The sequence below is a fragment of the Bacillus sp. SM2101 genome (assembly GCF_018588585.1).
In the GTDB taxonomy this organism is placed as follows: domain Bacteria; phylum Bacillota; class Bacilli; order Bacillales; family SM2101; genus Nanhaiella; species Nanhaiella sioensis.
This window is the reverse complement of the sequence record NZ_JAEUFG010000006.1, coordinates 92,964-117,287: the sequence shown is the minus strand read 5'-3', so window position 1 is coordinate 117,287 and position 24,324 is coordinate 92,964. Positions and strand designations below refer to the sequence as shown.

Below are 24,324 nucleotides of genomic sequence, written 5' to 3'. Positions count from 1 at the left end.
CGCACAACGAGTGACTATCGTAACTAAATTAGGTGAGATAACAGGTGTAATAGGTTCAAAACCTCCTCATCTTCTTCCTTTACAAGCGCGGAAGAAGCCAGCCGATATTAAAAACATGTATATTGATGTCGGTGCTTCAAGTAAGGAAGAAGCAGCTGCATGGGGGATTAGTCCTGGTGATCAAATTGTTCCTCATACAGAATTTACAGTGATGAAAAATGAAAAAATGCTACTTGCTAAAGCGTGGGATAACAGAGTTGGGTGTGCCGTAGCGATCGAAGTAATGAAAAGATTGGACATTGAGAATCATCCTAACGTCTTCTACGGGGTTGGGACAGCTCAAGAAGAAATAGGTTTACGTGGTGCGAAAACGTCTGCGCATATGATTCAACCTGATATCGCAATAAGTGTTGATGTAGGAATTGCTGGTGATACGCCAGGTGTTAATGAAAGTGAAGCTGTAGGAAAAATGGGAGAAGGCCCTCAAGTAATATTGTATGATGCATCAATGATAGCCCACAAGGGCTTACGAGATTTCGTAACAAATATTGCTGAAGCGCATAATATTCCTTATCAATTTGATCTAATTAAAGGTGGCACAACTGATTCGGGTGCAATTCATTTAACTGGTAAAGGAGTTCCTACACTTACAATAACAATCCCTACTCGGTATATTCACACAAATGCTGCTTTGCTTCATCGTGATGATTATGAAAACACTATTAAGCTAGTTGTAGAAGTTATTAAACAGTTAGATGAAAGTAATGTCCAAAAAATTACTTTTAATTAACAATTGTTCACACACTTTTCTATAGTAAGTTGTTGTTCATATTTTCAACGTAGCTTATCATTTGAAAAGTAACTGATCTTATTGTACAACTTAAGCGTCCAATAGTAACAAAGCTTACAAAAAGATGTAAGCTTTGTTACTTATTTTTTATACAGCTGTTTTCGTATTGATTGTTGTTTTTCGTTGTAGGGTATAAGCACGTATACACCTAATGTTCGCGGCATCTTTTACCACTTTTTATAGCACTTGATAACATTAGCAACAATGTTTACGAATAGAGCCTTAAATAATAGTGAAATATTGAAGAATCAGGTGGTAAAATATCTTCATCTTATTGCTAAGCTTTAAAGCTTATTTATTGGATAATATGTCCATACTATCCTCGCACCATTGTATTGTTGCTTTTACGATTGATTGTCCATGTGATAAAGTAAGCATCCAATAATCAAAGTGAGGATCGTCCTTTTTTCTAGATATTAAGAATTGCTCAGTAGTATTTAAAGTTTGTAAAATATCTTCCATTTTTTGTCGGTATTGAATTATCTGTTCAATATTTTGTTCTACAGTTAGATATTGGCCATAAAAAACCTTTAGTAATAATTCATTTTTATGGATAGGAATTTTTTCAATCGGTTTTTCCAGCCAATTTATGAACTCTTGTCTCCCTTGCTCAGTAATCGTATAAACTTTTCGATCGGGCTTTCCTTCTACTTTTTCAATATGTACAACTGCAAGTTCCTGATCTACTAGCTTCTTAAGGGTTGGATAGATTTGTCCATAACTTTCCTGCCAAAAATGCTTGATACTACTCTCAATGGTCCTTTTTATTTCATACCCAGTTAAAGGTGAATACATTAACAAGCCTAAAAGTGTGTACATCGTCTTATTCTCTCTTGACATACAATTACCTCAATTCAAATACGATTATATATCTAAAAGTTATATATCTAAATGATATATAAAGTTTGTTAAAATGTCAAACTAAAGTTAAATATACCATTTATTTTCTCTCTTGACATCTTTTGTAGCTATTTATAGAATTATATCTATAAGATATATATCTTTTTGATAAAGGGGGAAGGAAAATGTCTAGTTATGATGTATTAGTTATTGGGTCAGGAATTGGTGGACTTTGTTCTGCAGCGAGGTTATCAAAGCTTGGATACAAGGTAGCAGTTTTTGACCATCATGTTCGTCCAGGCGGTTATGCAACTAATTTTCCACGAAAAGGGCGATATGAATTTGACGTATCTTTACACGGTATTGCAAGTTTGGAAGAAGGTCAGATTTGTTATGACATCTTTTCAAAATGTGGGATGATGGATCGAATCACTCCTATAAAAAAAGAACATCCATATACTGTTGTATGGGACGGGAAGAAGATTGATATCCCACAAGACCCTGATGAATATTTAACTTATTTGCATAAAATGTTCCCACATGAAAAAGAAGGTATATCGAATTTATTTAAGGACTTAATTTCTTTCAGTAAAGAGATGAAGTTTTTGACCGATGCAACTATACCTAAGGATGAAAAGAAACAAACAATATTTATGCATGCACAGTTATTTATTAAATGGTCACAAATGTCTACTGAAGAAGTATTGAAAGAGTATGTAACAGATGAGGAGTTTATTGCAATTTTTACGTTGCTATGGCCTTACTACGGTCTGCCACCTAAAACTCTTTCTGCTCATTACTTTTTTGTACCGTGGATAGGCTATCATCTGGACGGTACTTACTATGTAAAAGGTGGTGCACAAGCAATCGCAGATGCCTTAGTTGATGTTATCCATGAAAATGGTGGAGATGTATTTTTACGTCAAGAAGTAACGGAAATTATTGTGTCAGAGCAAAAAGCGACAGGGTTAAAAACAAAAAAAGGTGATGTATTTGAAGGGAAATGGATTATTTCAAATGCGAGTCCACAAACGACATTCGCCAATTTATTAGGTAATGAGTACAAAGGTAGCTCTTATGTTCAGGATTTAGAGAAATTAGAAATCGGCCCTTCAGTAACACAACTATATATTGGGTTAAAAGATGATCCAGCAAAATATAATTTAGTTGATGAGGATATTGTGTTTGTGAAGGAAAAGGACCCTAGTAAAGATTACAATTACTTACAGGAAGGGCAATATACACAAGCTAATTTTGGTATAACTAATTATTACAAATTAGATCCTGAATTAAGTCCAAATGGAAAACCAATCATTGCGCTAGCCTTTATTGACTTTATTACTAATTGGCCTGAAGACAAGGAAAAATACGCGCAGAAGAAAGAAGAAGTAACAAATTATTTATTAACACAATTAGAAGAGAATTATCCAGGTATCACTAGCAGTATAGAAGTAATAGAGTTAGGTACGCCAAGAACGATGCAAAGATATACAAAGAACCCTGCAGGTGCGGTATATGGATTTTCCCAAACTGTTGATCAATCTGGATTAAATAGGTTAAGTAGACAAACACCTATTGAAAACCTGTCGTTAGTAGGGGCATGGACACGCCCTGGCGGTGGTTATCAAGGTGCTGCATTATCAGGAGCAAGTGAAGCGGATAAAATTCATGGTTGCTTACAACAATTAGTTGAATCAAGTTAATCATTAACATTGCTTTAGCACAGCGTAGGGGAGACCTTTTCTCTCCCCTATATGTTCAAAATTTCTTTCATTTGCTGTTTATCATTGTTTCAATCCATCTTCAAGTGTTTGCAACATTTCATGTTTTTCCTCTTCAGTTGCATTCTCCCAAATTACTTCAAATAAAACGCCTAGCCCAGGTAACATTTTTTCTTCTCCTCGTTGAATGGCATCAACAATTGTATTTTCTAATTCTTGTTGTGAATTTCCAGATACGTTTGTAAGGATTGCTTGACGCAAGTTTAAGTTCATATTTATCATCCTCTTCATTGTGTAATGTAATATAGCGATAGTTTTTGTGTATTTCACTGTTATTATGTATAATAGGTAAAGTTTAAATATGGCTCTTGTCGTAAATTTTATTGCTATGGTCCCCATATTAGTTCCAAAAAAAGTGGTTTTACATGTTAGTTATCGTTGTATGGAAGAAAAGATGCCATGAATACTAGTTGTGTACGTGTTTATTTCTTAATACGAAAAACAATAATTAATGCAAAAACAGCCTTAAATATTGAGTAAAATAAAAGGAGTTTACTTAGTTGAGACGAATTGAATCCTCTAAAAATCCAAAAGTGAAGCAATGGAAAAAGCTTCATACAAGAAAAGAACGAGAAAAAACAGGACTTTTTCTCGTTGAAGGTTTTCATATGGTGGAAGAAGCACTACATACAAATGGTACGGTGAATGAGCTAATTATAAATGAAAAAACTGAAATACCATCAAAGTGGGATATAACGAATATAGATGTCACATACGTCAATGATGAAATAATAGCAGTTATAAGTGAAACTGAAGCACCTCAAGGTATATTTGCAGTTTGTAACAAATTAACATTGGACACTAGTTTAGATAATAAAAATAAATATTTACTTATTGATGCTGTACAGGATCCAGGAAATGTTGGAACGATCATCCGAACTGCAGAAGCGGTTGGCATTGATGCGATTATTTTAGGAAATGGGACTGTTGATGTATATAATCCAAAGGTACTTAGGGCAACTCAAGGAGCGATCTTTCATGTACCAGTTGTAAAAGGAAGCCTTGTCGATTGGGTGAGACTATTGAAAGAAAAGAATGTATCTATCTTTGGTACATCTTTACAAAATGGTGTCGATTATCGAGAGATTCCCCCCCAATCCAAATTTGCTTTATTAGTTGGAAATGAAGGTAATGGGGTAAATGAAGAACTGCTAAAAAGTACGACATCTAACATTTATATACCTATATATGGAAAAAGCGAATCATTAAATGTTGCCGTTGCAACGGGGATTGTACTTTATCATTTCCAACAATAAGGTTGCATAAGCAATTATTTTTAAATATAATAAAGCAATAGTTATTTTGTATAAATCAAAATAGTGTAAATGAGTGTTCTGTTTCAGTACTTAGAACAACCTCTATAAATATTAAAAACTTTGACAGAGAAGAGTAGCTTATCGATCGCCATGTAGGGAGAAAATGCCGATGACTGAAAGCATTTTTATGGTAGAAATAAGTGAATTCACCTCTTGAGTTGGCACTTAGACCATTTTGGCGTTGGCTAAAATGTAAAGGTGAACCGGGCCTAGTTCCGTTATCTAAATGAAGTGAACAGCTTTCAAGACTTCGTAGCTGTTAACAAGGGTGGTACCGCGATATACCTCGTCCCTTCTTTTAGGGACGGGGTTTTATTATGCTTTCAAAGTTTGTTATGAATTGTCTTGCTCCATTACTTGTAGGGGAGTGATTGAAGACAACAATTCACAGTTACTTAACAGTTGTTATTGAAATGCCATGTGTTTTCTGAGATATGTAGCTATATTTATATGCTCGAAATCATGGCTATTTCATGGGAGACGCTATAATCCAGCGTTTGTTAAATAGCATGAAGTTTGTTAATTAAAAGGAGGTATAAAACATGCAAGAACGATTAAAGGAGCTTCAACAAGAAGCAATTGAAAAAGTTAACTTAGTAGAAGATTTAAAGCAGTTAAATGATATTCGTGTCCAATATTTAGGAAAGAAAGGCCCTATTACAGAAGTATTAAGAGGTATGGGTAAGCTATCCGCTGAGGAAAGACCTAAAATGGGGGCTTTAGCGAACGAGGTAAGAGAAGCAATTCAAACTGCATTAGAAGAAAAGAAAACGAAACTAGAAAAACAAGCAGTCGAAGAGCAATTAGCATCTGAAACAATTGATGTCACGCTGCCAGGTAGACCGATTACTGCTGGGAATCCACATCCTTTAACGGTCGTTATTGAAGAAATTGAAGATTTGTTCCTTGGTATGGGTTATACGATAGCAGAGGGGCCAGAGGTTGAGCAAGATTACTATAATTTTGAAGCATTAAATCTACCTAAAGGACACCCTGCCCGTGATATGCAGGATTCCTTCTTTATATTAAACGATATTTTACTTCGGACACATACTTCACCAGTGCAAGTAAGAACGATGGAAAAACATCAAGGTAAAGGGCCTGTGAAAATCATTTGTCCAGGGAGAGTGTATCGACGAGATACCGACGATGCAACACACTCGCATCAATTTATGCAAATAGAAGGACTTGTAGTTGATGAAAATATTAGCTTAAGCGATTTAAAAGGTACGTTAGAAGTATTCGCAAAGAAAATGTTTGGTGATGAAAGGGAAATTCGTCTTCGTCCTAGCTTTTTCCCGTTTACAGAACCATCGGTTGAAGTTGATATTTCATGTATGAAATGTAGGGGTAAAGGTTGTAACATTTGTAAAGGTACAGGCTGGATTGAAGTACTAGGGTCAGGGATGGTGCATCCAAACGTGCTTGAAATGGCGGGTTTTGACTCGAAAAAATATTCAGGCTTTGCCTTTGGAATGGGTCCAGATCGAATAGCGATGTTGAAATACGGAATTGATGACATACGTCACTTATATACAAATGATCTTCGTTTCTTACAACAATTTAACCGAGCTTAATGAGGAGGGATAAACATGTTAGTCTCATATAAATGGTTACAGCAATATGTCGATGCATCTGCTGTAACTCCTGAAGAACTTGCAGAAAAATTTAATCGTACTGGTATTGAAGTAGAAGTAGTAGAATCTTTAAATAAGGGCATAAAAAATGTTGTTGTTGGTCATGTGTTGTCAAAGGAGCAGCATCCAAATGCTGATAAACTAAGCGTATGTAGCGTTGATATCGGTGATAGTGAACCTGTTCAAATTATTTGTGGTGCGGCAAATGTTGCTGCAGGACAAAAGGTAGCCGTTGCAAAAGTAGGTGCGGTATTACCTGGAAACTTCAAAATTAAAAAAGCGAAGTTAAGAGGCGAGGAATCCCATGGGATGATTTGTTCACTTCAAGAGCTAGGAATTGAAGCGAAGGTCATTCAAAAAGATTATGCAACAGGTATCTTTGTTTTTCCTAACGATGTTGAAGTTGGTAGTGACGCACTCGAACAGCTTAACTTAGATGATCATGTGTTGGAGTTGGAGTTAACAGCCAATCGATCTGATTGTTTAAATATGTTAGGTGTGGCGTATGAAGTAGGTGCAATGTTGGGGAAAGAGGTTGAACTTCCTCGTTTTCAACTACAGGAAAGCAATGACATGGCTTCAGATTTAGTTTCAGTGAATATTGAAGATCATGACGCTAATCCACTATATATTACTAAGGTAATAAAAAATGTCAAAGTAGGTCCATCACCTTTGTGGTTACAAACTCGCCTTATGGCAGCGGGTATTAGACCGATCAATAATGTAGTTGATATTACGAATTATGTCCTACTTGAATATGGTCAACCATTACATGCGTTTGATTATGACCGTTTTGGATCAAAAGAGGTACTTGTGCGTCGTGCTAAACCTGGAGAGGAGCTTACTACGCTAGATGATGTAAAACGCTCATTAACAGAAGATGACCTTGTCATTACAAATGGAAATGAGCCTGTAGCGCTTGCTGGGGTTATGGGTGGAGCTGATTCTGAGGTCCGTGAAGATACTACCACGATTTTATTGGAAGCTGCTTACTTTAACAGTGGTGTCGTACGAAGTAGTTCTAAAAGCCATGGATTAAGGAGCGATTCAAGTGCGCGTTTTGAAAAAGGTATAGATCCGAAACGAACGCTAGAAGCGGCAAATCGAGCAGCATATTTAATGATGGAATATGCTGGAGGAGAAATCGCTGGTGGTGAGGCCATCAGTGATACACTACAACTACAACCTGTTGTCGTGTCGGTGTCTGTCCAACAAATCAATCGTTTACTCGGGACGTCAATTTCCAATGAAGAAGTTGCTAGCATTTTTCATAATCTCCAGTTCTCATTTACTGTAGATAATGATGTTTTTGTTGTCACTGTTCCAACAAGAAGAAACGATATTTCAATTCCAGAAGATTTAGTTGAAGAAGTAGGGAGATTATACGGTTATGATAATGTCAAATCGACTCTCCCTATCGGTGAAGCTAGACCAGGTATATTGACTCCTTATCAAGCAAAACGTCGTAAAGTACGTCGTTATCTTGAAGGAGCAGGCTTATATCAAGTAGTGAATTACTCATTAACGAGTGAGGAAAAAGTGAAACAGTTTGCATTAGAAGAGGCAGAGCCAGTGCGTTTAGCCATGCCGATGAGTGAAGAGCGCAGCATGCTACGTTTAAGTTTAATACCTCATTTACTTGATGTAGTAAAACATAATAGTGCTCGACAAATTGAAGATATTGCAATTTATGAAACAGCATCGGTATTTGTATCATCTGATAAAGATGCACTGCCAAATGAAAAGGAACATGTTGCTGGAGCATTGACTGGCCTTTGGTCATCCCACTTATGGCAAGGTGAGAAGAAAGCAGTAGATTTCTATGTCGCAAAAGGTGTTTTAGGTGGCTTATTTAGCCACTTGGGTTTGGAGGAGCGCATTCAATACAAACAAATAAAACAAGATCTTCTTCATCCAGGACGAACTGCACAAATCTTACTAGATGGAGACGTATTAGGTATCATTGGACAACTTCATCCAATCACCCAAAATGAACTTGATTTACAAGAGACTTACGTATTTGAATTGTCATTAGAAAAGCTACTTCAAGCTGAAGTTTCGGAACTTAAATATAATCTCATTCCGCGCTTCCCTTCAATTACTAGAGATATAGCACTCGTTGTCAATAGTGAAGTAGCAGTTGGTGATTTAAAGAAAACAATTATAGAAGCGGGTGGAGATCTGTTAAAGAATGTTTCGATCTTTGATTTATACGAAGGTGAGCATATGGAGCAAGGCAAAAAATCAGTAGCCTTCTCTTTACGCTATTTAGATCCAGAACGTACGCTTACTGATGAAGAGGTAACAGCTGTCCATGAAAATGTTTTAAAGGCTGTCGAAAATCAGTTCGATGCAAAATTAAGAGGTTAGTTTTGAACCATCATACTAAACGTGTTAATAAACATTAACAAAAGGTGTCTCGAGTTATATCGGGACACTTTTTTTATGTTAAGGCCTTTATTGTAAAAAAATGTATATGAATCCAAACACATATAAAGGTTTTTCATATATATGATTACAACTATGCAAGATGAGAGGTGAGAGAATGGAAAGTGAAAATTGTAAGTGTAAAGTGGTTCCACAACTACCATCTGGCCCACAAGGACCACCAGGTCCACCTGGATTAAGAGGGCTACAAGGAGCACGAGGACCGCAAGGACTACAAGGAGGACAAGGAGCTACTGGTCCACCTGGATTAGATGGTGTTCAAGGCCCACAAGGAGCTACTGGTCCACCTGGATTAGATGGTGTTCAAGGCCCACAAGGAGCTACTGGTCCACCAGGCCCAGTACCGATGCTTAGTTTTAGAGCAGAAACTGGTGGTCAGGATATTCCAGATCCTTCAACCGCTTTAAAAGTAACATTCCCAAATGAAGATTTTGAATTTGGTGGAAACAATTATGATACTAGTACTTCCATATTTACTGCACCTTCGGATGGTGTTTATCATTTTAGTACATCGATACAAATTGAGACTTCGGATGGTGATGCCCAAACTACAATAAATTTAGTACTAAATAGCTTAACTAACATATCATGTCAATCAATTGAGGGACCGGGATGTTGTACCACAGATACGTTAATTCAATTGCAAAGCTTAGATACAATATGCGTTACAATAGATTATGATAGCCAACAGAGTGCGAATGGAAGTATTCCAATTAATAGAGTATCATGCTTCACTGGACATATGGTTCATACAACATAATGAACTTCAAAGGAAGTCATGAATATGACAAAGTGTCTCGGATCAATACGAGACACTTTTTTATATGCATGCTCTTCTTCTGGTTAGTTCATAATTTTGTACATACATAAGAGAAGAAGGAGCTATGGTGTTTGTGCAATAGCATTATATAATGGTTATCCTATCACTGTTTATCTTTATACTAATTTCTTCGCCTTCCCGGTATTTGCGAAATGGTATTTAGTAAATTGTTTTAGCTTTTGAATACCGAACTTTGAAATTACTTTCGCAGCTGCCTTGTCAACCTGGGCGCCAGCTCCTTTTGGTAGCTCCATCCCACATTCTTTACTCAATTTAGTCATTTCTTTCAAAAATGCGTAACGTGCAATTATTGACGCAGCAGCTACAGCCATATGGATACCTTCAGCTTTCGTACTGAAATAAACATGGTCTTTAACGATTGTTTGCTCTTTTTGTAAATGTTTATAATAAGTCGACGGTTCAGCGAATTGATCAATTAATATTCCGTCATGCTTCGCTGGTTCTATTTTCTTTAATACGTGTTGAATAGCACGGTTATGTAGAATAGCTTTCATTTTTCCTTGGGTTATACCGCTAGTTTGTAGGTCATTATATTTTTCATTATGTAAAATAAGTAAACTATATGGAATGATTGATATGATGTCTTTTGCAATAGAACAAATCTTTTCATCTGTTAAGCCTTTCGAATCTTTCACTCCTAATTCCTTCAATAACGGAATGTGTTTTGTTTCAACGAAGGTAGCGACTACAGTAATAGGTCCGAAATAGTCGCCAGTCCCTACTTCATCAGAGCCGATAATTGAAAGAGTTGAAATATTATCTGGCGGGGAATACTTTGTTTTCGCAGCTCCTTGTGTGGAACTCTTGTTAATCTTGTTACTAGAAGTTGAAGAGCTGTTTTGTTGTGACTCCCAAAGCTGTGCTTCCTGGCTTCCTTCTTTGCCTTGAAATAATACTTTTCCTGAACGATATGCAGTTATAGTAAACGTTGGTCCCTTAGCTATAAAAATAGCTCCTGGTGGTAAAGCACCACCACTAATATTTTCATAGTGTTTTTTCATTTTATTGATGGTAGCTTTATCAACTGTAATAACAGAATTAGCCAACTATAAACAACCCCTTCACAGATTCATTTTATGAAGTAATGCTCTTTTCCAAAATTTCGTTACTATTGATGTTAAAGACGAATAGCTAGATTATATATGATAGGTATAGTGTTTCAAGAATAAAGGTGTTACGGGTGTTGTATTCGTCTATGTCATAGAATACGAAAATACAATGAGGATGAAAGCTGCCAAAAGGAAGCTAATAGCATCAACTATCATACACTAGAGGCAAATTCAGAGATTTATATAAATATAGTACCCCATGATCTTTATACCCTCATTATACCTTCATTATACTCTGTATTCATTTCTATTATGGAATTCTTTCCACAACTACTTTTTTCATGGTATGATAAAGATTAGGATTTTGATGAAATGGGGGACAACAAGTTGTCAGAGAAATCTAAAACGAGAACAACTGTTGATATATATGGTCAGCAATATTCAATTGTAGGCTCAGAGAATACTAGTCATGTGCTAAAAGTAGCTTCAATAGTAGATGAAAAGATGAGAGAGATAGGTCGGAAAAACCCTTATTTAGACGTTCATAAATTAGCGGTGTTAACCGCTGTTAACGTAGTTCATGATTACGTAAAGCTGACCGAAAAATATGAAAAACTAGAACAACAAGTAAATAAAGAAAAGGATTGAATTTTAAATGCTTGATCTTATTTTAATAATTATTCTTATTGCAGGATTTTTAATAGGCTTAAAGAGAGGGTTCGTGCTTCAAATTATTCACTTCTTTGGGTTGATTGTTGCATTTGTTTTAGCATCAATCTATTATGACACTCTAGCACCCAAATTAATTCTTTGGATCCCATATCCAACAATTGGTGAAGGAAGCGCATTAAATTCTTTATTTGAAAATATGAACCTTGAGGATGCATATTATAGAGCGATCGCTTTTGTAATCATATTTATAATGGTCAAGATCATTATGCAGATCCTTGGATCGATGCTAGACTTTGTTGCTCATTTACCAATCTTAAAACAAATCAATGGATGGGCAGGAGCTATTCTAGGTTTCTTAGAAGTTTACATCATCTTATTTGTTGTGCTTTATATTGTAGCATTGTTACCAATAGACTTTATTCAAATGCCTATACAAGATTCATTTGTGGCTAATATGATGATAAAACACACCCCGATTTTTTCATCAATGATAAAAGATCTTTGGTTTGAGTATGTTGCGGGATAAATTAGGAGTGAGATCCGCCTTTAGAGGATAGTTCATCGACCAGTTGTTTTTGGTGTGAATTACCCTCTTTTTGTTTTCGCACTAAATAATAAACCCTTAGATATGTAACGTTCGTGGCATCTTTTGCATGAAGTCAGTTGATCACGGTTTTAATTTTGTCATAAGCAATAAATTTTACGACAATAGCCTTTGCTAGTTCGTAGTTGTACATTTTTTGAAAAAAACTGTATTATTTTTATAGAAAAGTAAGGCTTTTCACGATATACGCTCTTATGGTATGTTCAATTTTGGATACACATTCTTATTGGCTCATCAGGAGCAATTTACGCCATTATTTCTAAGTGGCTGTTTTTACATAAAATGTTATTTTGTACACAAAAGAATAAACACGAATACGACTAGGTTTCGTGGCAGGTTGTTATAAAACAATGATTTTTGAGTAAAAACCTTCTAGTTAGGAGCTATAGCAAAAAAGTTAATAAAAAGAGCCTTTTGATAAGATAAAGTAATGATAGCCATGACACTTTTCTTATAGTTAGAAAGAATTAAAGGAGTGGTATCGTTGGAGATGAATAAAAAAGAAATTATTAAGCTACTCGAAACAATTGCAATATATATGGAACTAAAAGGAGAAAACCCTTTTAAAATATCAGCATTTCGTAAAGCAGCAACAGCGTTAGAAAACGACGATCGAAGCCTTTCTTCAATTAATACCTTTACTGATATACCAGGAATAGGTAAAGGTACATCTGCGGTGATTTCGGAGTTTATTGAAAGTGGAGAGTCCTCTTTATTAACAGAATTGAAAAAAGAAGTACCAACGGGTCTTATTCCATTATTGAAATTACCTGGGGTAGGCGGCAAAAAAATTGCAAAGCTCTATAAAGAATTAGCGGTTGTTGACGCTGCTTCATTAAAGGAGGCTTGTATTGCAAATAAGGTACAAGCATTAGCAGGATTCGGGAAGAAAACAGAGGAAAAGATCCTTGCTGCTATTGAAGATATGGGCTCTCGTCCCGAAAGGTTACCCATTGCATTCATGCTTCCGATAGCTAATGAAATTGAACAGGCATTAGCATCCATGGACGGCGTGATACAATATTCAAGAGCGGGCAGTTTAAGAAGAATGAAAGAAACAATAAAAGATTTAGACTTTATTATTGCTACAAATGAGCGTGATAAAGTTAGAAAACAACTTATTGAGCTTAAACATATGACCACTATCATTTCAAATGGAGACACAAAGGTTTCGGTTCAATTACAATATGATTATGAAGTTTCCGTCGATTTTCGCTTGGTTGCACCTCTTGAATTTGCGACGACACTACACCATTTCACTGGTTCTAAAGACCACAATGTTCGAATGCGTCAATTAGCAAAAGAACGTGGTGAAAAAATTAGTGAATATGGTGTCGAGAATATAAATACAGGAGAAACGACGACCTTTTCTTCAGAAGAAGATTTCTATTCTTATTTTGACTTGAATTATATTCCACCTGAACTTCGTGAAGATGGTAGTGAAGTAACTACATCCTTTCATTCAAAAGACTTAATTTCCTTAGAAGATATTCAAGGTGATCTACATATGCATTCGACTTGGAGCGATGGTGCGTATTCAATAGAAGAGATGGCTGAAGTGTGTAGGGATAAGGGATATAAATATATGGCCATTACGGATCATTCACAGTTCTTACGAGTAGCTAATGGCTTAACAGTTGAACGCTTAAAGGCTCAAAGAGAGGAAATTAGAAGGTTAAATAAAAAATATGATGATTTTGTCATATTCGCTGGTGTAGAAATGGACATATTACCAGATGGTACATTAGATTATGATGATTCGGTCATGAAGGATATGGATATTGTTATTGCATCCATTCACTCTAGTTTCTCTCAACCAAAAGAGGTCATCATGGAGAGGTTAACAACAGCATTACGTAATCATCATGTTGATATAATTGCTCACCCTACAGGCAGGTTGATTGGGAGGCGTATTGGGTATGATGTAGATGTTGATATGCTAATTGAACTCGCAAAGGAGACTAATACCGCGTTAGAGTTGAATGCAAACCCAAACCGTTTAGACCTTTCATCAGATCACCTTCGAAAAGCGCAACAGGCAGGATTGAAGATTGTCATAAATACGGATGCTCATAATATTGAAATGCTTGAGGATATGTCGATCGGTGTATCAACTGCAATGAAGGGTTGGGTAAAAAGCGCAAATGTGATTAATACATGGGACGTAGAAAGTGTTCGGGCTTTTTTACATCGACATGAGAAATAATACTAACATATATTTGACCTCTCCAAGCATAAGGAGGAAAACATCATGCTAGAACGAGTTTTAAAAACATTAGAATTTAACAAAATAAAAGATTTATTGGTTACTCATGTTGCTTCTTCATTAGGGAAAGCAAAGGTAGATACGTTAATGCCAGCTACAAAATTTGAAGAAGTAGTTAAATTACAAGAGCAAACAGATGAGGCTGTCAAAATACTTCGATTAAAAGGGAATGTTCCTTTAGGGGGTATTTTTGATATTCGATCAAACGTGAAAAGAGCAAAGATCAACAGTACGTTACATCCTGAAGAACTATTGGATATTGCAAATACAATATATGCGGGAAGGCAAATTCAAAAATTTACGAGTGATATGATTGAAGATGATCATGACATCCCATATTTTCACGAGTTAAGTTATGAACTAATTCCATTTAGAGAATTGGAAGACTCAATTAAGCAATGTATAAATGATTATGGAGAGATTTATGATCATGCTAGTTCTAAGCTGCGAACAATAAGACAGCAGTTAAGAACGAGTGAAGCCCGCATTCGTGAAAAATTAGAAAGTATTATTAGGTCGAGCTCAGCCCAAAAAAAGCTATCAGATGTTATTATTACAATTAGAAATGATCGCTTTGTTATCCCAGTAAAACAAGAATATCGGAGTTCTTACGGTGGTATCGTTCATGATCAATCTTCATCTGGTGCAACATTGTTTATTGAGCCGCAAGTTGTCGTTGAACTAAATAACCTTTTACATGAGGCAAAAATAAAAGAGAAGCAAGAAATTGAGAAAATACTGCATGAATTAACGGTAAATGTAGCAGAAGAAGCTGATGGGTTACTACATAATATTGATATACTAGCTGAAATTGACTTTATGTTTACAAAGGCAAAATATGCTCGCAGTATCAAAGCATCAAAGCCAGTGATGAACAATGATCGTTATATTAGATTGGTTAAAGCAAAGCATCCATTAATTGATCCTGATGAGGTGGTACCTAACGATATAGAGCTAGGAAAAGATTATTCTACGATCTTAATAACTGGACCAAATACTGGGGGGAAAACAGTTGCGCTAAAAACGATTGGTTTATGTACGTTAATGGCACAGTCTGGGCTGCAAATCCCTGCTGAAGATGGTTCTGAAATGTCTGTTTTCTCCTCGATTTATGCAGATATAGGTGATGAACAATCTATAGAACAAAGTTTAAGTACTTTTTCGTCGCATATGGTAAATATTGTAGACATTTTACAGCAGTTTAATAGTGAAAGCCTTGTGCTGTTTGATGAGTTAGGAGCGGGAACAGATCCACAGGAAGGTGCGGCATTAGCTATTTCTATATTGGACGAAGTCTACCAAAAAGGAGCAAGGGTGGTAGCTACGACACACTATCCAGAGCTTAAAGCATATGGATATAATAGAGATGGAGTAATTAATGCTAGTGTGGAATTTGATGTAGAGACGTTGAGTCCTACATATCGTTTGCTTATTGGAGTTCCTGGGAGAAGTAATGCTTTTGACATATCAAGACGTTTAGGCTTAGACGAACAGGTCATATATCGAGCTAAAAAGCAAATTAGTACTGAAAGTAATACTGTGGAGAATATGATTGCTTCCTTGGAAGATAGTAAAAAGCATGCGGAAGAGAAGCTAGAGGAAGCTGAGCGACTTAGGAAAGAAGCAAAGGATCTTCATAAGAAGCTTGAAGATCAAATGACTGAGCTTGCTAGTCAAAAAGATGTGATATTCGAACAAGCAGAACAAAAAGCTCGTGAAACTGTTAATATTGCAAAACAAGAAGCAGAATCGATTATTGGGGATTTACGTAAAATCCAAAAGGAACAATATGCACAGGTGAAAGAGCACGAGCTTATTGATGCAAAGAAACGACTTGAAGCTGCAGCTCCAAAGCTTAATAAAAGCAAGAATAATATCATTCGCAAAAAGAATGAACAAAGCCTCCAACCTGGTGACGAAGTGAAAGTAATTAGCCTTGATCAAAAAGGTCATTTACTAGAAAAGGCTTCATCGAAAGAGTGGCTAGTGCAACTAGGAATTATGAAAATGAAAGTGAAAGAATCAGATCTTCAATATGCTAGTCGCCCAAAACCGATAGAAACGAAGCCTCTTGTAGCAATCAAAGGAAAAGAGTACCATGTCAGCCTTGAATTAGATTTACGAGGTGAAAGATTTGAAAATGCGATACTTCGTGTAGAGAAGTATCTTGACGATGCAATACTTGCTGGATACCCACGTGTTTCTATCATACATGGAAAAGGAACTGGCGCTCTAAGAAAAGGAGTTCAGGACCTTTTAAAAAATCACAGAGCTGTTAAAAAAGTTCGTTATGGTGAGGCGAGTGAAGGTGGTTCAGGAATTTCTATTGTAGAATTGAAATAGGGGGAGCGAAAATGAGCTCATTTTGGGAAAATGAACTTGTGCAAACAGCAGCATATTACAGTGTTGTTGTGCTTTCAATTATTATATTTTTATCGATTTTTGAGATTGTAACAAAGTATAAAAATTGGGAACAAATAAAGAAAGGAAACATTGCAGTTGCCATGGCTACCGGAGGTAAGATTTTCGGTTTAGCGAATATTTTTCGATTTTCAATCGGTCATCATGATTCTTTATTAACGATGATGGGGTGGGGACTTTTTGGTTTTATATTACTCCTCAGTGGCTACTTTATTTACGAGTTTTTAACACCAATGTTTAAAATTGATGAAGAAATTGAGAGTGATAATAGGGCTGTCGGTTTTATTTCAATGATTATTTCAGTAGGATTATCCTATGTGATTGGAGCAGGGATAGGTTAGGAGAGATTAGTAAGAATGGAAACTTTAGCAAAAGTTCTACTTGTATTATGTGGAATCTTTGTATTAATAGGCATCATATATATGCTTTTCTTTACGGGGTAAGAAAAAGGATAGCTATTCTACGTAAGTGTAATATACAATAATATTTAGTACCCTTTCACATGAGCATACGGTGAAAGGGTCTATTTAGTCACTATATACTTGACAAGAAAAACAGTCCTGTTTTATTATTAAAATATGAATGACTATTCATTCATTTAATGAGGTGAGTGTTCAAAAGGAGGATAAGAAGGTTAGAAGAGCAGGGCGTGTAAATTGCTGTATTGGCATGGACTGCTGTAACGTCCAAAAGCATCATTTTTACCATTCTTTTTGAACATCCTTTTGAAGGGACGAGTTATAGTGAAGCGTAACAAACCGAAATACAAGAAAATCATTGATGCAGCTGTAATCGTAATTGCAGAGAATGGCTATCATCAAGCTCAAGTTTCAAAAATTGCAAAACAAGCTGGGGTTGCAGATGGAACTATATATTTATATTTTAAAAACAAAGAAGATATATTGATATCTTTATTTCAAGAGAAAATGGGGAGTTTTATAGAAAAAATTAGTGAAGAAATTGCAGGAATGGAATCAGCTAAAGAGAAGTTATTACTGTTGATTGAAAAACACTTCAAATTATTATCAGATGATCATCATTTAGCGATCGTTACTCAGTTAGAATTACGTCAATCTAATAAAGAGCTACGTGTGAAAATAAACGATGTGTTAAAAGGCTATTTAAAAGTATTGGACCATATAATACTAGCAGGAATCGATAGAGGTGAATTTCGCAAAAATTTAGACATACGCCTAGCAAGACAGATGATATTTGGAACGATTGATGAAACAGTAACATCGTGGGTAATGAATGATCAAAAGTATGATCTAGTGACATTAGCATATCCTCTGCACCATTTAGTAGTTAGCGGATGTGGGTCAACAGAGATTAGTTAATTAAACAAATGGTCAAAACTGGACGTTCTATTCCAGTTTTGACACTGCAAATGGCTTGTCTTCACACATAAGTGTACTACTATGGTTTTATGATCATTTCCTTGAAATGAAAATTTCACCAATTGCATAAAACCTCGCTTTGATGTTGTAGTATTAAAATATAAAAGTTGTGAAAAGAGCCTTTCAGAAAGAAGGGGTGAACGTATGGAATATACAAAATGTCATATAGCAAACTATGTCGCAACAGTTTCTCTGGATCATCCTCCAGCGAATGCTGTGTCATCTTTAGTTTTGAAAGAGCTTTCAAAAAGATTAGATGACTTAGAAAAGAATGAAGATGTGAGAGTCATTTTATTACAAGGCGAGGGACGCTTCTTTTCCGCAGGAGCTGATATAAAGGAATTTACGACTGTATCGAGCAGTGAAGAGTTTTCAGTCTTATCAGAAGCTGGTCAACAATTATTTGAAAGAATTGAGTTATTTTCAAAACCTGTTATTGCAGCAATTCATGGAGCTGCGCTTGGCGGAGGCTTAGAGCTTGCAATGAGCTGTCATATACGCATTGTAACCGACAACGCAAAGCTTGGCTTGCCAGAACTTCAATTAGGTTTAATACCAGGTTTTGCAGGAACACAGCGTTTACCACGTTATGTAGGTACTGCTAAAGCAGCTGAATTGATGTTAACGAGCGAGCCAATATCTGGTTTGGAAGCTGTAAAGTTAGGCTTAGCTAACCACGCATTTCCAGAAGAAGTTATGTTAGAAGAAGCTAGTAAACTAGCTTTAAAAATAGCTGCAAAAAGTCCAATATCTGTTTCAGCTGTAATTGAATTATTAAGATACACAAAAGCTGATCAATACTATGCTGGAGTTAAGCGGGAAGCAGAGCTTTTTGGGAAAGTTTTTGCAACAGAAGATGCTAGCGAAGGTATTAGTGCATTTCTAGAAAAAAGAGCACCAACTTTTAATGGAAAGTAACAATAGTTTGAGATGTTAAAATATTTTGAAGAGTAAATTGGAGGGAATAGAATGAACATCTATGTATTATTAAAAAGAACATTTGATACAGAGGAGAAAATTGTTATTTCAAATGGTGAAATAAATGAAGATGGGGCTGAATTCATTATTAACCCTTACGATGAATATGCTGTTGAGGAAGCAATTCAAATTCGAGATGAGCATGGTGGAGAAATAACTGTCATAACTGTTGGAGGAGAAGAATCTGAAAAGGAACTTCGAACAGCGTTAGCGATGGGATGCGATAAGGCTGTATTAATTAATACAGAAGAAGATTTAGAAGAGAGCGATCAATATTCAACTGCTAAAATAATTGCAGAGTATTTAAAGGAACAGGAAGTCGATTTAATTTTAGCAGGGAATGTAGCAATTGATAGTGGCTCTGGTCAAGTTGGTCCACGCGTTGCAGAAATACTTGGGATACCATATGTTACTACAATAACAAAACTAGACATTGATGGTAGTAAAGCTACAGTTGTCCGTGATGTAGAAGGAGATTCAGAGATTATTGAAACGACATTACCATTACTTATCACAGCTCAACAAGGTTTAAATGAGCCGCGTTATCCATCACTTCCAGGTATTATGAAAGCTAAGAAAAAGCCGTTAGAAGAGCTTGAACTAGATGATTTAGATTTAGATGAAGACGATGTAGCTCCAAAAACGAAGACAATTGAAATATATTTACCGCCTAAAAAAGAAGCAGGAAAAATATTAGCAGGCGACATTCCTGATCAAGTAAAAGAACTCGTATCGTTACTACATTCTGAAGCGAAGGTTTTATAAATTTATTCTTAGGTAAAGGCTCTTTTCTTAAACTTTATTACTATAGTTCCTAAACGAGAAGTTAAAGGTGTCGTTTTACTCAATAATCATCTTTTTATAGAAGAAAAGATGCCACGAAATCCAGTTGTATTCGTGTTTAACTATTAATACGAAAAACAACAATCTATGCGAAAACAGCCTAGGTAAATGAGGATTGCATGGAAGTTATTCATGATGGCAAGGGCTGACTTTGGGTGGAGTAGGGGTTCCATGTGCCATGCTCCAGTATGCATTATCAAGTGGTCACTTTGTCATTTCTACATGAAGGCACTTGTCGGAGGAGATCAAACCGCTTGTGCTAATCTTAAAAATAGTGTATTCGGGAGGAATAAAAATGGCTAGAAAAGTTTTAGTACTAGGTGAAGTTCGTGATAACACATTACGTAATGTGTCGTTTGAAGCGGTTGCAGCTGCAAAAACAGTTGCAGAAGGCGGCGAAGTAGTTGCAGTACTAATAGGAGATGCTGTATCAAGTGTAGCTAATGAAATGATCTATTTCGGTTCAGACCGTGTTGTTATAGTAGAAAATGAAAAATTAAATGCATATACTACAGATGGTTTTTCTCAGGCACTTCTTGCTGCAATTGATGCTGAGCAACCGGACGGAATCGTGATTGGGCATACCGCTCTAGGTAAAGATTTAGCACCTAAAATTGCGAGTAAACTTGACAGTGGATTAATATCTGATGCAACTGCTGTGGAAAGTGTAGGAGGGAATATTGTATTTACTCGCCCTATCTATTCTGGTAAAGCATTTGAAAAGAAGATTGTAACGGGTGACAAAATCTTTGTTACAGTACGTCCAAATAACATTGCTCCACTAGAAAAGGATGAAGCTAAAACAGGTGAAGTTTCTTCATTAACAGTAGATATTAAGGACCTCAGAACAATTATTAAAGAAGTCGTTAGAAAGGCTTCCGAGGGAGTAGATCTGTCAGAAGCTAAAGTAGTTATAGCTGGTGGTAGAGGTGTAAAAAGTGAAGAAGGGTTTGAGCCATTAAAAGAGTTAGCAGATGTACTTGGCGGGGCAGTTGGTGCTTCACGTGGGGCTTGTGATGCGGAATACTGTGACTACTCGTTACAGATTGGTCAGACTGGAAAAGTTGTCACACCTGATCTATATATAGCATGTGGCATTTCAGGTGCTATTCAACATTTAGCAGGTATGTCTAATTCGAAAGTTATCGTTGCAATTAATAAGGATGCAGAGGCAAATATCTTTAATGTAGCAGACTATGGAATTGTCGGTGATTTGTTTGATGTTGTGCCGTTACTAACAGAGGAATTTAAGAAATTAAAAGTTCTTTCATAAATTTAAACACCAAATGGTGTAGTCAATAGAAATAACCTTTTGACATGTGCTAAAAGGACTTTCCCTGTGCTTACAAAATAAGTAACAAGGGTGAAGTCCTTTTTACAATGCTAGACGACAGAAAATACCCTTAAAGAACAAGATTATTTAATTCGAAATTTACTGAAGTAAAATATAATCTTGAAGGTAAAAATACAACTGAAGCAAAAAATTAGCATCCAAAACCATACAGTGATATACTTTGATGTATCAAAAGAAGTAGATAATTAGGAGGAAGATAAACATGGCAATTTCACATGTTACTGATCAAAATTTTACAGCTGAAACTAGTGATGGAGTAGTACTAGCAGACTTTTGGGCACCATGGTGCGGACCTTGTAAGATGATTGCTCCAGTACTTGAAGAGTTAGATCAAGAAATGGGAGATAAAGTTAAAATTGTTAAGCTTGACGTTGATGATAACCAAGAAACTGCAGCAAAATTTGGTGTGATGAGCATCCCAACATTATTAGTTTTCAAAAATGGTGAAGTAGTTGATAAAGTGGTTGGTTTCCAACCTAAAGAAGCATTAGCTGATTTATTGTCAAAGCACGTTTAAGCGATAAATAACATTGTAAATTAGCAGGGAGATAATGACAAAATGTATAAGTGTCTTATCTCCTTTTTTATTATTATTTACTAAGGTTCTTTTCATTTTTACTAACGAATGGTGATTATCACACAGAAGTCTCTAACTTGGCTGCTTCGGTTTATCGTAATAGAGGTAATCGTTATTTGTAAGAGTATTCATATTTAATGAAATATGTGGTTTGGTTTACTTGTAAATCAACAGGCTCATCTTCATATATATAAACTCTTTTATTTTTATAGTTTACAAATGCTTGCATCTCCTTGTTATACTCCCCTTGGTGTACTCCTTCTATTTGAAGAGTGGAGAAAGAAGAATATTGTGATTCTACTACTCTTTGTTGGTTTGAACGAATGATACGCTGTTCTATTGGTAGATGAATAACCATTGGATCATCATCCGCTACATATTTATACTCGATTGCTGTTGATGAAATAAAAAACTCTCGTGGCGATGTAAAAATAAGCAGATGAAGTGGGTTTTTTGTATTATTTTTGTAGCCATGAATAACATTTTTCCATCCTAAAACAAGATCTCCTTCTGTAGCAGTTATCGATTGATTGTTAGATACGTAATAAGTCAATTCTCCTGAAAGAACGACTGCGCAGTCTTCACCAAAGGAGTGTATATGTGGTTTGATCTCCTCTTGAGGTAGTAGCACACATTCGAATAGTGCCGTATTTTTGGAAGCACTTTTAAAGATGACTTCTAATTTTGAAGCTGAAACAGGTGTATTCACTAAATCTAAAACCTTCATTTATATTCCCCCTTTGAATAATGCTCTTTTTTCTTAAATTAGTTGCTATTATGAGAATAGGAAAGACGCCACTAATGCTAGATGTATATATTCGTTTATATGTAAGGGCGAAAAGCAACAATCAATGCGGAAGCAACCTTGAATAATTTAAGCTTACATAACAAACTTGACTTCAGCATCGTAAAGAAGGATGAGAATTGTTACAACTTTTGGTTGAATTGACTAGTAATCTATGAACTAGCAATCAACCTTTTTTATGAAATACCATTGACATTGAAAATCATTCTCTGTATAATTCAACCTGTAATGAAAATCATTATCAATAAACAAACACAACACATTCAGGGAGAGGTTTTTAGTGAATAAGAAAAAAGTTATTACTTTATTTTCAAGTATAGTATTTGCTGGCGGTGTGCTAGCAGGATGTAGTTCTGATACAGAGGAAACATCTACTGATAAAAAAGAAGAAGCATCTGTTGAACAAGTTGAGGAACAACAAACTTCTGATGAAACTACTGAGGTATCTGTAGAAGATTCGATTACATCAAAGCAAATTGAAGCATATAAATTAATGATTGAAGAGCTAGGTAATGCAAAAGAAGGAAATCCAGTAGATTGGGATAAGGTAGGTAGCTTATACGAGGCAGACCTTCAAGATGCGGTCACTGAAACAAATGGTGATTTCGATCAAGCGATTGTAACGGCAAAGGATGCAGCAGCAGCAGGTGAGCTAGATGCAAATATTGCCAAACAAATAATTGATAAGTTAACACAATCCTACTTCTATCATAAGCAAAAGAGTTTACATAAAGATGTGATTGCATTTTTAGAAGAGGAAAAGCAAGCAGATGCTGAATTAGCTTTTGCAGAATTAAAGCTTTTAGCAGAAGAAGTGATTATACCAACAGCTGTGAAACGTGATAGTTACTATGAATTAACTGATACTTCTAGTATGGAACAGAGCATTCAAGCAGGGCTTGCGGCTCAAGAGATAGCATTAAATGAAGGAAATATTGAAGATTTTTCAATACTTGTTCAATTAACTGATAAATCAATTTACCGTAGTTACTATTTAGCAGCTCAATCTTACGCAGAAAAAATTGAAGCAGCAGTAGCAGAAGGTAATGCTGATGAATTAAACCTAACGATCATGCAGGCTGAAGCATGGGGCTTCTTCCAAGCAATTAAAGGATCTTTATCAGGTGGTGATGAAGCTGCTGCTCAACAGCTAGATGAATTATTCTCTCTGAATATGACAAATCCTGTTGACATCAAAGCAGAGCAAGTACATGACTTATTTACAAAAGCATTTGTAGGGAAATCAAAGGTATACCACGGGAAAGTAGTAACTGCTTTAGAAGAAGGTAACGTGAATGAAGCGACAATCGAAGCATTAGAAGGAAATATGTTTGTTAAAGCTATCGAGCTAGAGCTTGGAGATGACAGAATAGCACTCCTAGAACAAGCAGAAAAATGGTATGATGCAGTTAGCGAGAATAAGGGTGAGGAAGCAGCGCCTATTAGTGAATCAATCGTTGCTACACTTGACAAATTAATCAATGAATAACATAGAAGCCGCTCTTTGCGGCTCTTTGTTTGAGAAAAAATACATTGCGAAAAGGAATTTTTCGTAGGGCACTGTTCGTAAACTTTGTTGTAAGATGAGTTTTAAGAGAGTTAAATATTATCAAAAAGTTGCCACAAACACTAGGTGTTTACGTGA

At 35.9% G+C, this 24,324-nt stretch carries 21 protein-coding genes and 1 other annotated feature; of the genes, 17 read left to right on the top strand and 4 right to left on the bottom strand.

Features of this window, described 5'->3' with window-relative positions; translation table 11 throughout:
* A partial coding sequence (locus JM172_RS07615) for a M42 family metallopeptidase (protein WP_214481580.1) occupies positions 1-790 on the top strand: 790 nt, incomplete at its 5' end.
* Positions 791-1,141: 351 nt separating this feature from the next.
* On the opposite strand, the gene JM172_RS07610 is transcribed toward JM172_RS07615, so the two are convergent.
* Positions 1,142-1,690 (bottom strand): PadR family transcriptional regulator, encoded by a 549-nt coding sequence (locus tag JM172_RS07610; RefSeq protein ID WP_214481579.1) that lies wholly within the window; start codon positions 1,688-1,690, stop codon positions 1,142-1,144.
* A gap of 185 nt (positions 1,691-1,875) precedes the next feature.
* On the opposite strand from JM172_RS07610, the gene JM172_RS07605 reads away from it, so the two are divergent.
* Positions 1,876-3,393, top strand: a complete 1,518-nt coding sequence (locus JM172_RS07605; protein WP_214481578.1) for a phytoene desaturase family protein — start codon at positions 1,876-1,878, stop codon at positions 3,391-3,393.
* A gap of 81 nt (positions 3,394-3,474) precedes the next feature.
* On the opposite strand, the gene sspI is transcribed toward JM172_RS07605, so the two are convergent.
* Positions 3,475-3,684 carry a small acid-soluble spore protein SspI gene (gene sspI / locus JM172_RS07600; protein ID WP_214481577.1) on the bottom strand — a complete coding sequence of 70 codons (210 nt, stop codon included), beginning with the start codon at positions 3,682-3,684 and terminating at the stop codon, positions 3,475-3,477.
* Positions 3,685-3,971: 287 nt separating this feature from the next.
* Between sspI and JM172_RS07595 the strand changes: the two genes are divergently transcribed.
* The 4 genes from JM172_RS07595 to JM172_RS25130 all read left to right on the top strand — a co-directional run bounded on the left by JM172_RS07595 (position 3,972) and on the right by JM172_RS25130 (position 9,632).
* Positions 3,972-4,727, top strand: a complete 756-nt coding sequence (locus JM172_RS07595) for a TrmH family RNA methyltransferase (RefSeq protein ID WP_214481575.1) — start codon at positions 3,972-3,974, stop codon at positions 4,725-4,727.
* Between the two features lie 111 nt (positions 4,728-4,838).
* Positions 4,839-5,084, top strand: a binding site (T-box leader).
* Positions 5,085-5,329: 245 nt separating this feature from the next.
* Complete coding sequence (gene pheS, locus JM172_RS07590; protein WP_214481573.1) at positions 5,330-6,364, top strand: phenylalanine--tRNA ligase subunit alpha; 1,035 nt, start codon at positions 5,330-5,332, stop codon at positions 6,362-6,364.
* 15 nt (positions 6,365-6,379) lie between these two features.
* Positions 6,380-8,794, top strand: coding sequence for a phenylalanine--tRNA ligase subunit beta (pheT, locus tag JM172_RS07585; protein ID WP_214481572.1), 2,415 nt, complete (start codon positions 6,380-6,382; stop codon positions 8,792-8,794).
* A 175-nt stretch (positions 8,795-8,969) separates the two neighbouring features.
* Positions 8,970-9,632 carry a C1q-like domain-containing protein gene (locus JM172_RS25130; protein ID WP_214481571.1) on the top strand — a complete coding sequence of 221 codons (663 nt, stop codon included), beginning with the start codon at positions 8,970-8,972 and terminating at the stop codon, positions 9,630-9,632.
* A gap of 176 nt (positions 9,633-9,808) precedes the next feature.
* Here the strand turns inward: JM172_RS25130 and rnhC are convergent, their stop codons facing one another.
* Entirely contained in the window at positions 9,809-10,759 is a 951-nt protein-coding gene (gene rnhC, locus JM172_RS07575) for a ribonuclease HIII (protein WP_214481570.1), read from the bottom strand.
* A 390-nt stretch (positions 10,760-11,149) separates the two neighbouring features.
* On the opposite strand from rnhC, the gene zapA reads away from it, so the two are divergent.
* The 10 genes from zapA (at position 11,150) to trxA (ending at position 21,814) form a co-directional block, all read left to right on the top strand.
* Entirely contained in the window at positions 11,150-11,410 is a 261-nt protein-coding gene (zapA, locus tag JM172_RS07570; RefSeq protein WP_214481569.1) for a cell division protein ZapA, read from the top strand.
* 7 nt (positions 11,411-11,417) lie between these two features.
* Positions 11,418-11,960, top strand: a complete 543-nt coding sequence (locus tag JM172_RS07565) for a CvpA family protein (protein WP_214481568.1) — start codon at positions 11,418-11,420, stop codon at positions 11,958-11,960.
* Between the two features lie 568 nt (positions 11,961-12,528).
* Positions 12,529-14,244, top strand: a complete 1,716-nt coding sequence (gene polX / locus JM172_RS07560; RefSeq protein ID WP_214481692.1) for a DNA polymerase/3'-5' exonuclease PolX — start codon at positions 12,529-12,531, stop codon at positions 14,242-14,244.
* Between the two features lie 45 nt (positions 14,245-14,289).
* Positions 14,290-16,647 carry an endonuclease MutS2 gene (locus tag JM172_RS07555; RefSeq protein WP_214481567.1) on the top strand — a complete coding sequence of 786 codons (2,358 nt, stop codon included), beginning with the start codon at positions 14,290-14,292 and terminating at the stop codon, positions 16,645-16,647.
* Positions 16,648-16,658: 11 nt separating this feature from the next.
* Complete coding sequence (locus JM172_RS07550) at positions 16,659-17,066, top strand: DUF350 domain-containing protein (protein ID WP_214481566.1); 408 nt, start codon at positions 16,659-16,661, stop codon at positions 17,064-17,066.
* 402 nt (positions 17,067-17,468) lie between these two features.
* Positions 17,469-18,062: a fatty acid metabolism transcriptional regulator FadR gene (locus tag JM172_RS07545; protein WP_214481565.1), complete on the top strand. Its 594-nt coding sequence runs from the start codon at positions 17,469-17,471 to the stop codon at positions 18,060-18,062.
* A gap of 204 nt (positions 18,063-18,266) precedes the next feature.
* Positions 18,267-19,040, top strand: coding sequence for an enoyl-CoA hydratase (locus JM172_RS07540; RefSeq protein ID WP_214481564.1), 774 nt, complete (start codon positions 18,267-18,269; stop codon positions 19,038-19,040).
* A 51-nt stretch (positions 19,041-19,091) separates the two neighbouring features.
* Positions 19,092-19,865: an electron transfer flavoprotein subunit beta/FixA family protein gene (locus JM172_RS07535; RefSeq protein WP_214481563.1), complete on the top strand. Its 774-nt coding sequence runs from the start codon at positions 19,092-19,094 to the stop codon at positions 19,863-19,865.
* 373 nt (positions 19,866-20,238) lie between these two features.
* Positions 20,239-21,216, top strand: a complete 978-nt coding sequence (locus tag JM172_RS07530; protein ID WP_214481562.1) for an electron transfer flavoprotein subunit alpha/FixB family protein — start codon at positions 20,239-20,241, stop codon at positions 21,214-21,216.
* Positions 21,217-21,499: 283 nt separating this feature from the next.
* Positions 21,500-21,814: a thioredoxin gene (trxA, locus tag JM172_RS07525; protein WP_214481560.1), complete on the top strand. Its 315-nt coding sequence runs from the start codon at positions 21,500-21,502 to the stop codon at positions 21,812-21,814.
* Positions 21,815-21,986: 172 nt separating this feature from the next.
* Here trxA and JM172_RS07520 read toward each other — a convergent pair whose 3' ends face one another.
* Complete coding sequence (locus JM172_RS07520; RefSeq protein ID WP_214481559.1) at positions 21,987-22,601, bottom strand: cupin domain-containing protein; 615 nt, start codon at positions 22,599-22,601, stop codon at positions 21,987-21,989.
* 358 nt (positions 22,602-22,959) lie between these two features.
* Here JM172_RS07520 and JM172_RS07515 point away from each other — a divergent pair, with 358 nt between their 5' ends.
* Positions 22,960-24,168: a hypothetical protein gene (locus JM172_RS07515; RefSeq protein WP_214481558.1), complete on the top strand. Its 1,209-nt coding sequence runs from the start codon at positions 22,960-22,962 to the stop codon at positions 24,166-24,168.
* Positions 24,169-24,324: the final 156 nt, after the last annotated feature.